Origin of the sequence: Achromobacter sp. ES-001 (assembly GCF_019448355.1) — a bacterium.
GTDB classification, from domain to species: domain Bacteria; phylum Pseudomonadota; class Gammaproteobacteria; order Burkholderiales; family Burkholderiaceae_B; genus Achromobacter; species Achromobacter spanius_B.
Genome location: NZ_CP079940.1, coordinates 1,390,093 through 1,403,870 on the forward strand (window position 1 = coordinate 1,390,093; position 13,778 = coordinate 1,403,870).

The following is a 13,778-nucleotide window of genomic DNA, read 5'->3' on the forward strand; positions in this document are numbered from 1 at the left end:
CAGGATCAAAATCGCAACCTGTAAAAAAAACAAGAATCGTTGCTATTCACATTCTGGAGAAGCTGGTTTGAAGCCCCAAGATTCGTATTCGCTGAATACGCTCGCTACCTCGCTTGCCGCGGCCATTGCGGCGCCCGCCCTGTTCATCAGCCCGTACGCCGCCGCGCAGTCCGCGGATTCCGGGGTGACGCAGCTTTCGCCGGTTCGGGTGGAGGGCGAAGGGTCTTCGTACCAGACCAGCACGGTGCCGTCGCCCAAAATGACGGCGCCGCTGCTCGACACGCCGCGCACCGTGCAGGTGGTGCCCAAGCAGGTGATCCAGGACCAGGCTGCATCGACGCTGCAAGACGTGCTGCGCAATTCGCCGGGCATCACGTTCGGCGCTGGCGAAGGCGGCCGTCCGGGCGGCGACTTGCCCATCATCCGGGGTCAGAATTCCGCGGGAAGCCTGTTCCTGGACGGCATCCGCGACAGCAGCACGCAGGTGCGCGACACCTTCAACCTGGAACAGGTGGAAGTCATCAAGGGCCCGGACTCGGTGTATTCGGGCCGGGGCGGCGCGGGCGGCAGCATCAACATGGTCAGCAAGGCGCCCAAGGTGACGGACTTCACTGAAGCCACCGCGCAGATCGGCACCGACAACAACTATCGCGCCACCATCGACAGCAACTGGCGCCTGGCCGATAAGGCCGCGTTCCGCTTGAACGTGATGGGCAACAAGGGCGATGTGGCCGGCCGCGACAATGCCGTGGATTTCGAACGCTGGGGCGTGGCACCGTCCTTGATGCTGGGCGTGGGTACGCCGACGCGCATCACGCTGAGCTACTACCACTATCAAGACGACAGCATGCCGGACTACTCCATCCCGTATGACCCCAAGACGGGGCAGCCGGTGACGGAGACCATGGGGGTCAGCCGCAAGTCGTTCTACGGCCTGACCGGGCGCGACTTCATGAAGACGCGCGACGACGTGGCCACCGTGGACTTCCAGCATGATTTTTCCGACAAGCTGCAACTGCGCAACGTGACCCGCTATGGCCGTGGCACGACGGACTTCGCCGCCACCAACCCGGACGACAGCAAGGGCAATGTGCCCAATGGGCTGGTGTACCGTGCCTTGAAGTCGGGTTACTACGTCACCAAGAGCTTCGCCAACCAGACCGACCTGACGGGTGAATTCGAGACGGGCAGCCTCAAGCATTCGTTCGACCTGGGCTTCGAATACAGCAACATCAAGCAGAACAAAGACGGCTACACCGAGTCGGGCGTGCCCGCCGGCGGCAGCAACTGCGTGACCGCCACCACCAATGGCCGCAACACCTACGCCAACCCCGCGTTGTGCGCGTCGTTGTGGGACCCGGACCCGGGGACCGACTATCCGGGCAAGCTGAACCGCAACAACAACCCCGCCCGCTACAACACCGACACGCTGGCCCTGTACGGCTTCGACACCATCAAGTTCAACGAACAGTGGCAGGCCAGCCTGGGCGCGCGCTGGGACAACTACCGCACCAGCGGCAGCAACATCGCCGCCGGCCGCAACGACCCGGCCGGCACCCCGGACTTCTACAGCACCAGCCGCGACGACAGCCTGTTCAACTATCAGGTCGGCCTGGCGTACAAGCCCGTGCCCAACGGCACCATCTACGCCACCTACGGCACCTCGTCCACGCCATCGGCCATTGCGGCCGGCGCGATCAGCGATGCCACGTCGATCAGCAATTCGTCGCTTGAACCCGAAAAGAGCCGCACCGTGGAAGTGGGCACCAAGTGGCAGGTCTTCGACGACCGGCTGACCTTGTCGGCAGCGGCTTTCCACGACACCCGCAAGAACACCAGCGTGGCCGTGTCGGCCACCGAAGTCGCGCAGGTGGGCGAGGCCAAGGTGCGCGGCATCGAACTGGGCTTCTCGGGCAACATCACGCCCCGATGGAACGTGTTTGGCGGCTATACCTTCATGGATAGCGAAATGACCAAGGGCGCCTACAACAGCGGCGCCGTCGGCCAGGACCTGCCCAACACCCCGCGCAACGCCTTCAGCCTGTGGACCACCTACAAGGTCCTGCCCAAGCTGACGGTGGGCGGCGGCGCCTATTACGTGGACAAGGTCTACGGCAATTCGGATGCCACCCGCAACGCGGACGGCACGCCCAAGGCGCGCTGGGTGCCGTCGTACTGGCGCTTTGACGCCATGGCGGCGTACGAATTCAACGAACACTATTCGGCGCAGCTGAACGTGCTGAACCTGTTCGATGAAACGTACTACACCAAGGCCTACGCGGCGCACTATGCGGCGCTGGGTACGGGGCGCGCGGCGTTGCTGACGCTGAAGATGCGTTACTGATCAGAGGCGAAATCAAACGCCAAAATCAGACGCTGGGATGAAAAATAGCCACCTCGAAGGTGGCTATTTTTTTGCTGCCTGGCGCTACGGCGCGATCGGCTTCTGGCCCGATCAGCTTTCAAACCAGTTCAACACCCCATCCAGCCCCGTGACGTTCAAGGCAAAGCGCGTCTGCTCGCGCACGACCGGCTTGGCGTGATAGGCCACCGGGAAGCCCGCGGCGCCTAGCATCAGCAGGTCGTTTGCGCCATCGCCGATGGCGATGATCTGGTCTTTGGTGGCGCCGTGCGTGCGCGCGAATTCGCGCAGGTAGACGGCCTTGGCCTGGGCGTCCAGGATGTCGCCCAGCACGTGGCCCGTCAGCACGCCGTTGTCGATTTCCAGCGTGTTGGCGTGGGCGCTGTCCAGGTTCAAGCGTTCGCGCAGGCGATCGGTGAAGAAGGTGAAGCCACCCGAAACCAGCAGGACCTTGATGCCCGCGGCTTGCGCCGTGGAAACCAGGCGTTCCGCGCCCGGGTTCAGGCGCAGCTTTTCCACATAGACCTGTTCCAGCGCTGCGGCCGGCACGCCCTTGAGCAGCGCGACGCGGCGGCGCAGGCTTTCCGCGAAGTCCTTGATTTCGCCGCGCATGGCGGCTTCGGTAATTTCCGACACCTTGTCTTTGACGCCCACCACGCCCGCGATCTCGTCGATGCATTCGATGTTGATCAGCGTCGAGTCCATGTCCATCGCCAGCACTTTGCACTGCGACAGTTTCAGCCCGGCGGGCAGGAACGCCGCGTCGACACCGTTGCGGTCGGCCCAGGCCACCACTTCGGCGCGGGTCAGCGCATCGTGCTGCACGTCCAGCAGGCGGGCGGCGGTGTTGCTGATGCGCGCCACGCCCTGGGCCTGGGCCAACGCGGCCAGCTGTTCCGCGTGTTCGACGGTCAGGCCGGGGGATTGGACGACTAAGTGATGGGTGGTCATAAGAAAAAGGAAGGGTCTGGGGAATTACTTCAAGGCACGCAGCACGGCGCGGATGGCGTCTGAGCGGGCGGGGATCTGCGCGGCTTTGATCTCAACGCGCAATTTATCCTGTCCTGCCAGTTTGATGTTGCGTTGGCGCTGCACCAGTTCAATGATGCGCGCGGGGTCAACGCTGGTCTTGGGGCCGAACTGAATCAGTGCCTGCGTCTCGCTGGCGTCGATCTTGATGATGCCCAGCGGTTGCGCCGCCAGACGCAGGCGATGCGTCGTCAGCAGCGTTTGCGCGGCTTCGGGCAGCTTGCCGAAGCGGTCGATCAGTTCTTCCTGGATGTGGATCAGGTCGTCTTCATCGGCCGCGTGGGCCAGGCGCTTGTAGATGCCCAGGCGCGCATGCACGTCGGCGCAATAGTCGGACGGCAGCAGGGCCGGGGCGTGCAGGTTGACTTCGCACGCCAGGTTGAACGGCGCGTCCAGGTCGGGTTCTTCGCCCACGCGCAGCGCGCGCACGGCTTCGTTCAGCATCTCGTTGTACATCGAGAAGCCCACTTCCTGAATGTTGCCCGACTGCGAATCGCCCAGCACTTCGCCGGTGCCGCGGATTTCCAGGTCGTGCATGGCCAGGTAGAAACCGGACCCCAGCTCTTCCATGGCCTGAATCGCTTCCAGGCGCTTCTTCGCATTGGTGGTGATGGCGTCTTCGCCCGGCGTCAGCAGGTAGGCGTACGCCTGGTGGTGCGACCGGCCCACGCGCCCACGCAGCTGATGCAGCTGCGCCAGCCCGAAGCGGTCGGCGCGGTGGATCACGATGGTGTTGGCGCTGGGCACGTCAATGCCCGTCTCGATGATGGTGGTGCACAGCAGCACGTTGTAGCGCTGCTGGTAGAAGCCCTTCATTACCTGTTCCAGCTCGCGCTCGGGCATCTGCCCGTGCGCGACCGCGATGCGTGCTTCGGGCACCAGTTCTTCCAGCCGGGCGCGCCGGTTGTGGATGGTTTCCACTTCGTTATGCAGGAAGTAGCACTGGCCGCCGCGCTTGAGCTCGCGCAGCAGCGCTTCGCGCAGCGTGCTGCCGTCTTCGCGGCGCACGAACGTCTTGATGGCCAGGCGCTTCTGGGGCGCGGTGGCGATCACGGAGAAGTCCCGGATGCCCTCCAGCGACATGCCCAGCGTGCGCGGAATCGGCGTGGCCGTCAGCGTCAGCACGTCGACTTCGGCTCGCAGCGCCTTCAGCGCTTCTTTCTGCCGGACGCCAAAACGGTGCTCTTCGTCGATGATGACCAGGCCCAGGCGTTTGAACTTCACGTCCTTGGACAGGATCTTGTGCGTGCCTATCACGATGTCGACGCGGCCGTCGTTGATGCCTTCGACGGCGGCCGCCACTTCCTTGCCGGAACGGAAACGCGACAGCTCGACGACGCGCACCGGCCAATCCGCGAAGCGGTCGGAAAACGTCTGCGCGTGCTGTTCGGCCAACAGCGTGGTCGGGCAGAGCAGGGCGACCTGCTTGCCGTTGGCCACGGCCAGGAAGGCGGCGCGCAAGGCAACTTCCGTTTTGCCGAAACCGACGTCGCCGCACACCAGCCGGTCCATCGGGCGGCCCGACGTCATGTCGGCAATCACGGCTTCGATGGCGGCGGCCTGGTCAACGGTTTCTTCAAAGCCGAAGCCTTCAGCAAAGGCCTGGTAGTCGTTCAGTGGCAGGTTGAACGCAAAGCCCTCGCGCGCGGCGCGCTGCGCATACAGCGCCAGCAGCTCGGCGGCCGTGTCGCGCACCTGCTTGGCGGCCTTGCGGCGAGCCTTGTCCCACTGGCCCGAACCCAGCTGATGCAGCGGCGCCGCATCGGGGTCCGCGCCGCTGTAGCGGGCGATTACGTGCAGCTGCGATACGGGCACGTACAGCGTGCTGCCGTTGGCGTATTCAAGATGCAGGAATTCCATCTCGCCTTCGCCCATGTCCATGTTGACCAGCCCGTGATAGCGGCCGATGCCGTGCTGGGCGTGGACGACGGGGTCGCCCGCACGCAGTTCGGACAGGTCGCGCACCATGGCTTCGACATTGCTGGCCCGTTCCTGGTCGCGCTTGCCGCGGCGCCCCGTGCCGGCGTGGCCCGGGTACAGGTCGTTTTCGGTCAGGAAGGCCAGATTCGCCTGGGGCAGGCCGAAGCCCGTGGCCAGCGGCGCGGCCACGATGCCGAAGTTGGCGTCGGACGCCAGGAACGCTTCGATGGTGTCGGGCTGCGCATCGGGCGTAACGCCGAACTCGTTCAGCATCTGCACCAGCGTTTCGCGCCGGCCGGCGGAGTCGGCGCACAGCAGCACCCGGGTCTGACGCGTTTGCACCAGGGCACGAAGTTTGGCGATGGGGTCGTCGGAACGGCGCGCCACGCTCACATCGGGCACGGCGCGAAAGTCCGGGTGCGGGTCGCCGGCGGTCAACGACAGACGGCGGAATTCCTTCAAGCGCGTGTACAGCGTTTCGCTATCCAGGAACAGAGCCGAAGGCGGCAGGACGGGGCGCTCGCGATCGCTCTTCAAGAAGCCGTAGCGGCTGGACGTGTCCTGGTTGAAGCGCTGGATGGCGTCATCGATATCGCCGACGGTGACGGTGACCGTGCCCGTAGTCAGGTAGTCGAACAGCGTGGCGGTTTCTTCGAAGAACAGCGGCAGGTAGTATTCGACGCCGGCGAACGGGATGCCGTTGCCGATGTCCTTGTAGGGCAGGGCGCGCGACGGGTCGCCTTCGAACACTTCCCGGAAGCGCGCGCGAAAGCGGGTCCGCGAATCTTCGTCCATCGGGAATTCGCGCCCGGGCAGCAGCTGCACTTCGCGCACGGGGTACAGGCTGCGCTGCGTATCCACGTCGAAGCTGCGGATGGTTTCGATTTCGTCATCGAACAGGTCCAGCCGGTAGGGCACCACCGACCCCATCGGGAACAGGTCGATCAGCCCGCCGCGCAGGCAGAATTCGCCCGGCGCCGTGACCTGGGTGACGTGGTTGTAGTTGGCCAGCGTCAGTTGCGCGCGCAAGGCGGCTTCGTTCAGCTTGTCTTTCTGCTTGAACGAAAACGTGTAGGCCGCCAGGAACGAGGGCGGCGCCAGCCGATACAGCGCGGTGGTGATCGGCACCGTCAGCACGTCCACCGTTTTCATCATCAGCGAATGCAGGGTATGCAAGCGCTGGGAAATCAAGTCCTGGTGGGGCGAAAACGCGTCGTAGGGCAGGGTTTCCCAGTCGGGCAGCTGGCGCACGCGCAGGTCGGGGGCAAACAGCTGGATTTCTTCGGCCAGCCGCTGGGCCTCTACCGGTTCGGCCGTCAGGATGACCAGCGGCGCCTGTGCCTGCCGGGCCAGGTCTGCCAGCAACCAGGCGTCGCCGGAGCCGGGCGGCCGGGGCTGCGCATAGCGCGCGCCGGGTTTCAGCGCGGACAAAGTAGGGGCGGTCGCGGGGACGGGCGGCGCGGCGGTGACGGGGGAAGTGGCGGTGGGCATCAGGGTGGAAGCAGGCATCAAGCGGAAGATTATAAAATCACCGCACCATGTCTGACTCAATCATTGCGATCGTTCCCGCAGCGGGCGTTGGCGCCCGCGCCAGCCAGCCCGGCGTCGAACCCATTCCCAAGCAATACCGTCCATTGGCCGGACAGCCCATGTTGCGCCATGCGGTGAGTGCGCTGCTGGCCGATGAGCGCGTATCGCAGGTACGCGTGGCCGTGACGCCCGGCGACGGCTGGGTCGACGCGGCGCTGGCCGGCTTGCCGCGCACGGTGTGGCGGGCCTGCGGCGGTGCTACGCGAGCCGACACCGTGGCGGGCGCCTTGGCCGAAAGCGGCGTGGCCGACGACACCTGGGTGCTGGTGCACGATGCGGCGCGGCCCGGGCTGCCCCAGGCCGCCTTGCGCCGCCTGATTGACGCTTGCCTGGCCGACCCCGTGGGCGGCTTGTTGGCGTTACCGGTCGCCGACACCGTCAAGGGCGGGCGCGACCGGGTCGAACGCACGCTGGATCGCAATGGGCTGTGGCTGGCGCAAACCCCGCAAATGTTTCGGGCCGGCGTGCTGCGCGATGCGCTGACGGCGGCCTCTGTGAATGGCGTCACGGTCACCGACGAGGCCTCGGCCCTGGAGGCCGCGGGCTATGCGCCGCTGCTGGTCCCCGGTGCCCTGCGCAACTTCAAGGTGACCTGGCCGGATGATTTTGAACTGATGGAAAAATGGCTATGAGCATTCCTTTTCGCGTCGGGCAGGGCTTTGACGTGCACGCGCTGGTGGCGGGCCGGCCGCTGATCATCGGCGGCGTGACGATCCCGCACACGCACGGCCTGCTGGGCCATTCCGATGCGGACGTGCTGTTGCACGCCATCACCGACGCGCTGCTGGGCGCGGCGGGCTTGGGCGATATCGGCCGGCATTTTCCGGATACGGACCCGGCCTTCAAGGGCGCGGATAGCCGGGTGCTGCTGCGCGAAGCCATGGCGCGTGTGCGCGCGGCGGGCTGGGCGCCCGTCAATATCGATGCGACGTTGCACGCGCAGGCGCCCAAGATCGGCCCGCACGCGCCTGCCATGGTGAAGAACATTGCCGCCGACACCGGTCTGCCCGAAGCCGACGTGAACATCAAGGCCAAGACCAACGAGGGCCTGGGCTACCTGGGCCGCAAGGAAGGCATCGCGGCGACCGTGGTGGCGTTGTTGGCGCGTGTCGACAGTTGAGGCGTGTGCCGGCCCCTTGCAAGGGCGTCATTTACTTTGGCATACATCTTTAACAAATAAATAAGCGGGTCCATATGATTCGGAATATTCTGCGCGCTATCTAAATCGGATCACATGAGATATTCGGATGCATCTACGTGGCGCAGCCCTGCTTTTAGCCCTTGCCGCAGTATGTGCGCCCGCGCACGCGGAGTTTGAACAGCAGTTGGGTCCGCTGGCTGGCGGGGTCCGACAGCAGCTGTTGCAGGGTTGGACGGCGGGCTTGCAGGACGGCTGGTTCACCTTGCAGAACAAGGGCACGCCGGGCAGTGAGCAAACGCTGTACGTCACGGCAGGCCCCGCACCGGACGCCGGCCGCATCACCGACGTCAATGTGGTCGTCAATTCGCAGAATCCCAAGGCGTCCATCGGCGTTGTGATGAACAACCGCGCCACCAAGAGCCTGTGCCTGCTTGAAATCATGGCCGACAAAAACACGAAGCTGTTTTGCCTGGAAGGGCAGAACCGCCGTGATTTCGGCTCTGTGCCGAATGTCGCCAAGCTGGACGGGTCGGACCGCATCAAGGTGGTCGAGGTGCCGGGCGCCGCGCGCTTCATCGTGAACGGCCAGAAGATCGGCGACGTGGCGGACGTGTCGGCGCTGGGCGCGGATATCGGCATCATGGCGTATGACGTCGGCACGTTCGGCATCGCGGATTTTTCCATCACGACCAACCAAGGGTCCAAGCAGCCGCCGGCAGCACCGCCGTCCACCGGCTTGCCGCCTCGTGGCGGTGGCGCGGCCAGCCCGCCGCCCGCGGGCCTGCCTCCGCGCGGCGGCGCCACGGGCGCCAGCCCGCAGAACACACAGCCGCGCGTCAATACGCCGCAGGCTGCGCCGTCGCCGGGCGGCAATAATTCCGGCTTGCCGGGCTCGGGTCCGTATCCCCGTTTCGGTGGCGATACCGAACGCATCGTCGCCGTGTATATCGGCTTGATGAAAAGCATCTTCATGCACGAGTTCGGCCACGCGCTGATCGGCGAACTGCAATTGCCGTCCACCGGCGCCGAAGAGGATGCGGTGGATATTTACGCGGCGTTGCAGATCGTGGAACCCACGATGTACCCGTCGGGCAGCAAGGACGTGGACCGCATGGCGCGCGAAGCGGCCACCTACGCCGCGCTGCAGTGGTATTACAGCGGCAAGCTGTCGGAAAGCCGTGGTCAGGCGCCCTCGGCATGGCAGGACGAACACACGGGCGACCTGAAGCGCTTCCGCAACATGCTTTGCATCATGTACGGCGGCAACCCCGCTGTGTTCGAAACGGTGGCTCAACAAACCGGATTCGAAGACCGCACCAAGGCCCGTTGCACGGACGAATTCAACAAGCAGAACCGCGCGTGGCGCAAGATTCTGGCGCCGTACACGCGCGTCGGCACCTGGACGCCGGACGGCGAGCAACCGGCCAACGCGCCCGGCGCGCCGGTGAACGTGGTGTTCGAACCGTCCAAGCGCAAGATCGGCAACCTGTTCGCGAACAACCTGTCGGCCGCCATCGGCGAAAACATCAAGCTGCTGGGCAAGACGTATGTGTTGCCCCGGCCGGTGAACGTGGTCTTCAAGGACTGCGGCAAGCTCAACGCCTGGTACAGCCCGCGCGAAGGCTCGATCACCATGTGCTATGAGCTGATCGAGAACATTGCCGTGATGATTTCGGACATCGAAATGGGCACGGTGGGCGGTGAAATCGTGGCCAAGGACGGCTCGGCGCCGCCTGCCCGCCAGCAGCAGGCGCCGGCGGGCCAAGGGCAGGGCGCCGCCGCCCCGACCGGCGGCTTCGATGAATTGAAGGACAGCGGCGTGCCGGCCACGACCTTGCTGTTCTCGGCGCCGTACAAGGGACCCACGCCGGTCCAGCACTACCGCGCCAAGGTCATCACCACCGGCGATTTGGTTCAGCTGATCAAGAACAACAAAAATCTGATCATCGTGGACAGCAGCGGGCTGCGCGATACCTTGCCCATCGCCTATCCGCTGGCCGACGCGGGATCGGACGGCAGCGTCAAGGACAGCCTGCAAGGTCCGCTGGACGATTGGCTGATGAAGAAGTCGGGCGGCAACCGGGGCGTGCCGATCGTATTGATGGGCGCCGGCATGAACGACCGTTCGTCGTACAACGCGGCGTTGCGCGTCGGCACTTTGGGCTGGGACGCCTACTGGTATCGCGGCGGCCTGGAAGCCTGGGTGGCCAACGGCTTGCCGACCTCGCCCGTGAAGCCGGCGCAGAACTAATCGAGCAGTCCCAGTCGGCGCCATCACCTTGGCGCGCGGCGATAAAAAGCCCGCCTGTTCGCACAGGCGGGCTTTTTTCCGTCTTCAGACCGAGGCTTACTTGCCTTGGGCGGCCAGCGCCAGAGCGGCGGCGTTGACGACGGCGGCGATACGGCCGGCGTCGCGCAGCTGTTCGGTCGACAGGCCGTCGTTCTTCAGGTTTTCATAGTGCGAGGCCACGCAGAAATGGCACTTGCCGATGATCGAAGCAACCAGCGCGAACAGTTCGAAGCGCTTTTTCTCGACGCCGCCATGGGTGGCGTAGGCGTTCATGCGCAGCTGCGCGGGCAGGCTCTTCAGGTTGGCGTCGCCCGTCATTTCGACGTAGGGATACCAGGTGTTGTTCATGCCCATCAGTGCGGAAGCGGTCAGGGCGGCATTGGCGTCGCCTTCCGACAGGCCGCTCTTGAAGGCTTCGACCAGCACCGGGCTGCGCGCGGCGTAAGCGGCGGACAGGGCGGCGCCAACGGCATCTTCAGGCGCCAGCGTGGAACGGGCGATGACGGCGTCCAGATTCAGGCGGATGTCCTTGGCCCAATCCGGCAGCTGTTCCTTAATGGTCGTAAGAAATTCCATAGTTTTTACCTATAATCTAGAGCAAGTAAAGCCCGGCGCCGGGCCTGCGTACAGGCCCTGGGCCGGGCTGGAAATTACAGCGTAGCGCCGCCAACCGTACGGTTGCACGGGCAGAGCTCGTCGGTTTGCAGACCGTCGAGCAAGCGCAGAACTTCTTCCGGGTTACGGCCGACGTTCAGGTTGTTCACCGAAACGTGCTGGATCGTGTTGTCCGGGTCAACGATGAACGTGGCGCGCAGAGCAACGCCAGCACCCTTTTCGCGGACGCCCAGTTGGTCGATCAGGGCACCGGTGGTGTCGCCGAATTGGTAGTGGCCCAGCTTGTTCAGGTCCGGGTGCTCACGGCGCCATGCCAGCTTGACGAATTCGTTGTCGGTGGAGCCGCCCAGCAGAACGGCGTCGCGGTCTTCGAAATCCTTGGCCAGCTTGTTGAAGCCGACGATTTCGGTCGGGCACACAAACGTGAAGTCTTTCGGGTAGAAGTAGATCACCTTCCACTTGCCGGGGAACGAGCTTTCGGTGATGTCTTCAAACGCCGACACGCCATTCTCTTCGTGCTGGTTGAAGCCGGGCTTGACGCCGGTGACCTTGAAGGGCTCGAGTTTGTCGCCAACAGTTTTCATGTTTACTCCCAGTAGTTGTTGGTGGAGATAAGGCAGTGCCTTAAACCATAAATTCTACGCTATGGATTATCGTTGTCTAATTGATAATTCCTAAACTTGGCTTTGGGCAACTCTATGCGCGCGGTCAGCCCGCCGCCTTCGCGAGGCAGCATGCGCAGCGTGCCGCCCACGTGCTTGAGCAGGCGTTCGACAATGGCCAGACCCAGGCCCGCGCCGCTGACACCGGTACGCGCCGCTTCGCCCCGCGAGAAAGGCCGCAGCAGCCGGTCGACGTCTTCGGGCGCGATGCCCGGTCCGCGGTCGCACACTTCGATCACGATCATGCCGCCCTCGGCTTGCAGCGTCATGACAAGGTGCGCCATGCCGTCGCTGGACCGACCATAGCGCCGCGCGTTTTCGATCAGGTTGCTGACCACCCGCTTCAGGTCCAGTGCCGTGATCCGGGCACGCAGCCCGGGTTCCAGCGACGCTTCCAGTTCGCCGCCCAACGACGCGGTGTGGCTGCGTTCACGTTCATAGAGCTCGGCCAGTACCGCGGATATGTCGGTGGCCAGTTGCGGCAGGGTGCCGGCCGGCCGCGCATATTCCATCAGCTGGCCGATGCTGTGGTCGATCTGGCCCAGGTCTTCGTCGATGGCCTGGCGGGCGTCTTCCGACACGCCGCTAAGCTCGATTTCCAGGCGCATGCGGGCCAGCGGGGTGCGCAGGTCGTGCGAGATCCCGGCCAGCATCAGCTCTCGGTCGGCCTCGGCCTGCCGCAGGTCTTTGGCCATGCGGTTGAACGAGGCGTTCAGGTCGCGGATTTCCAAAGGACCCTGTTCGGGTAGTGGCGCGGGCGTCTCGCCGCGCGACAACACCTGCGCGGCGCGGGCAAGCCGGGACAGGGGCCGGTTCACGAACCCCACGCTGACCGCCGCACCGACAAGGGAAAGCAGCAACGCCGTGGCGCCCCATCCCAGCCATTCGATACCACCCGTCAAGCCAATCTGTTCTCGCTCGAACACCAGCCAATACAGATCTTTTTCGATCTGGAAGCTGACCCAGAAGCCGGGCACCTGGTTGACGCCCCAGGCGATCTGCGTTTCCGGGCCAAAGCGCGTGCGGATATGCTGCGCCACACGCTGCCAGTAGTCGTCGTCGGGAAGGGCTTCGGCAAAGTCGGTGACTTCGCGCGGGTAGACCTGAATGCCTTCGTTGGTGGCCAGGTCCAGCAGCAGCTTGCTGCGTTCGCCGTTATGAGAGTAGATCAGGGCCGTGCGCGTGATGTTGACGGCCGTGATCACCCGCTGCGCCATTTGATTGGCGCGCGGTCCCAGCTCCATGCTGAAAAATACTTGTAGCCACGCGCCCAGGCTGACCAGCATCAGCGCTGCGAGCAGCAGGAACGTGCGGCCGAACAAGCCGAGCCGCAAACGTGAAGTCAGGTTCCTGAAGGTTCTGCGCAAGCGGGGCACGAGGCTGCGCTCCTGCCCAGGGCGGGCGAGCCGATCAGCTACCACCGTCCGGCACAAACACGTATCCGAGACCCCAAACGGTCTGGATGAACACGGGCTTGGACGGATTGGGTTCGATCAGTTTGCGCAGGCGCGAGATCTGCACGTCGAGGCTGCGATCGAAAGCTTCGTATTCGCGGCCGCGAGCCAGTTCCATGAGCTTGTCGCGGGACAGGGGAATCTTCGGATGGCGCGCAAACACCTTGAGCACCGAAAATTCGCCGGTGGTGATCGGCACTTGTTCGCCGTTGCGCGTCAGCGTACGGGTGGACAAGTTCAGCACGTAGGGGCCGAAAGCGATCGACTCGTTTTCCTGGCTGGGAGCGCCCGGATGTTCTTCGGTGCCGCGACGGCGTAGGATCGCGTTGATCCGTGCCAGCAGTTCCCGGGGGTTGAACGGTTTGGACAGGTAGTCGTCCGCGCCCATTTCAAGGCCCACGATGCGGTCGATTTCTTCCGCCTTGGCCGTGAGCATGATGATGGGCGTATTGTCGTGGCCACCGCGCAGCCGACGACAGATGGACAGACCATCTTCGCCGGGCAGCATCAGATCCAGCACGAGCAGGTCAAAATGCTCGCGTTGCCAGAGTTTGCCCATCTCTTTGGCGTCTTCGGCGACGAAAACGTTGAATCCCTGCTCGGACAAATACCGGCGCAGCAAATCGCGCAAGCGCGGATCATCGTCAACGACGAGGATTTTTCGGGTGGGGGTGGTGTTTTGCGTATTCATGGCCGGAAATGTAACAGTGACAAG

At 64.3% G+C, this 13,778-nt stretch carries 10 protein-coding genes; 4 read left to right on the plus strand and 6 right to left on the minus strand.

Going from position 1 to position 13,778, the window contains the following annotated elements:
• The first annotated feature begins 67 nt into the window (after positions 1-67).
• Complete coding sequence (locus KYT87_RS06205; RefSeq protein WP_219991855.1) at positions 68-2,344, plus strand: TonB-dependent siderophore receptor; 2,277 nt, start codon at positions 68-70, stop codon at positions 2,342-2,344.
• Positions 2,345-2,455: 111 nt separating this feature from the next.
• On the opposite strand, the gene serB is transcribed toward KYT87_RS06205, so the two are convergent.
• Together serB and mfd are read right to left on the minus strand one after the other, a co-directional pair.
• Positions 2,456-3,313: a phosphoserine phosphatase SerB gene (serB, locus tag KYT87_RS06210; RefSeq protein WP_104142974.1), complete on the minus strand. Its 858-nt coding sequence runs from the start codon at positions 3,311-3,313 to the stop codon at positions 2,456-2,458.
• 24 nt (positions 3,314-3,337) lie between these two features.
• Positions 3,338-6,820: a transcription-repair coupling factor gene (gene mfd, locus KYT87_RS06215; protein WP_185975316.1), complete on the minus strand. Its 3,483-nt coding sequence runs from the start codon at positions 6,818-6,820 to the stop codon at positions 3,338-3,340.
• Positions 6,821-6,849: 29 nt separating this feature from the next.
• Here mfd and ispD point away from each other — a divergent pair, with 29 nt between their 5' ends.
• From ispD to KYT87_RS06230, 3 genes are all read left to right on the plus strand, one after another.
• Positions 6,850-7,533, plus strand: a complete 684-nt coding sequence (gene ispD, locus KYT87_RS06220) for a 2-C-methyl-D-erythritol 4-phosphate cytidylyltransferase (protein WP_219991856.1) — start codon at positions 6,850-6,852, stop codon at positions 7,531-7,533.
• On the plus strand, positions 7,530-8,021 hold the full coding sequence (gene ispF / locus KYT87_RS06225; protein ID WP_046802551.1) for a 2-C-methyl-D-erythritol 2,4-cyclodiphosphate synthase: 492 nt from the start codon (positions 7,530-7,532) through the stop codon (positions 8,019-8,021). Before ispD ends, ispF begins: the two co-directional genes overlap by 4 nt.
• Before the next feature lie 127 nt (positions 8,022-8,148).
• Positions 8,149-10,293, plus strand: coding sequence for a DUF4344 domain-containing metallopeptidase (locus KYT87_RS06230; RefSeq protein ID WP_219991857.1), 2,145 nt, complete (start codon positions 8,149-8,151; stop codon positions 10,291-10,293).
• Between the two features lie 96 nt (positions 10,294-10,389).
• Here KYT87_RS06230 and KYT87_RS06235 read toward each other — a convergent pair whose 3' ends face one another.
• From KYT87_RS06235 to ompR, 4 genes are all read right to left on the minus strand, one after another.
• The gene (locus tag KYT87_RS06235; RefSeq protein ID WP_006223770.1) at positions 10,390-10,908 is read right to left on the minus strand and encodes a carboxymuconolactone decarboxylase family protein; all 519 of its coding nucleotides are present in this window, start codon (positions 10,906-10,908) and stop codon (positions 10,390-10,392) included.
• Positions 10,909-10,982: 74 nt separating this feature from the next.
• Positions 10,983-11,531 carry a peroxiredoxin gene (locus KYT87_RS06240; protein ID WP_006217982.1) on the minus strand — a complete coding sequence of 183 codons (549 nt, stop codon included), beginning with the start codon at positions 11,529-11,531 and terminating at the stop codon, positions 10,983-10,985.
• 59 nt (positions 11,532-11,590) lie between these two features.
• Positions 11,591-12,985 (minus strand): ATP-binding protein, encoded by a 1,395-nt coding sequence (locus KYT87_RS06245; protein ID WP_006217983.1) that lies wholly within the window; start codon positions 12,983-12,985, stop codon positions 11,591-11,593.
• Between the two features lie 34 nt (positions 12,986-13,019).
• The gene (gene ompR, locus KYT87_RS06250) at positions 13,020-13,754 is read right to left on the minus strand and encodes a two-component system response regulator OmpR (RefSeq protein WP_003813882.1); all 735 of its coding nucleotides are present in this window, start codon (positions 13,752-13,754) and stop codon (positions 13,020-13,022) included.
• Positions 13,755-13,778: the final 24 nt, after the last annotated feature.

Excerpts from the sequence above, each read along its gene's own strand:
- serB (WP_104142974.1), bottom strand. The coding sequence starts at position 3,313 with ATGACCACCCATCACTTAGTCGTCCAATCCCCCGGCCTGACCGTCGAA.
- ispF (WP_046802551.1), top strand. The coding sequence starts at position 7,530 with ATGAGCATTCCTTTTCGCGTCGGGCAGGGCTTTGACGTGCACGCGCTG.
- KYT87_RS06230 (WP_219991857.1), top strand. The coding sequence starts at position 8,149 with ATGCATCTACGTGGCGCAGCCCTGCTTTTAGCCCTTGCCGCAGTATGT.
- mfd (WP_185975316.1), bottom strand. The coding sequence starts at position 6,820 with ATGCCTGCTTCCACCCTGATGCCCACCGCCACTTCCCCCGTCACCGCC.
- ispD (WP_219991856.1), top strand. The coding sequence starts at position 6,850 with ATGTCTGACTCAATCATTGCGATCGTTCCCGCAGCGGGCGTTGGCGCC.
- KYT87_RS06240 (WP_006217982.1), bottom strand. The coding sequence starts at position 11,531 with ATGAAAACTGTTGGCGACAAACTCGAGCCCTTCAAGGTCACCGGCGTC.
- KYT87_RS06235 (WP_006223770.1), bottom strand. The coding sequence starts at position 10,908 with ATGGAATTTCTTACGACCATTAAGGAACAGCTGCCGGATTGGGCCAAG.
- ompR (WP_003813882.1), bottom strand. The coding sequence starts at position 13,754 with ATGAATACGCAAAACACCACCCCCACCCGAAAAATCCTCGTCGTTGAC.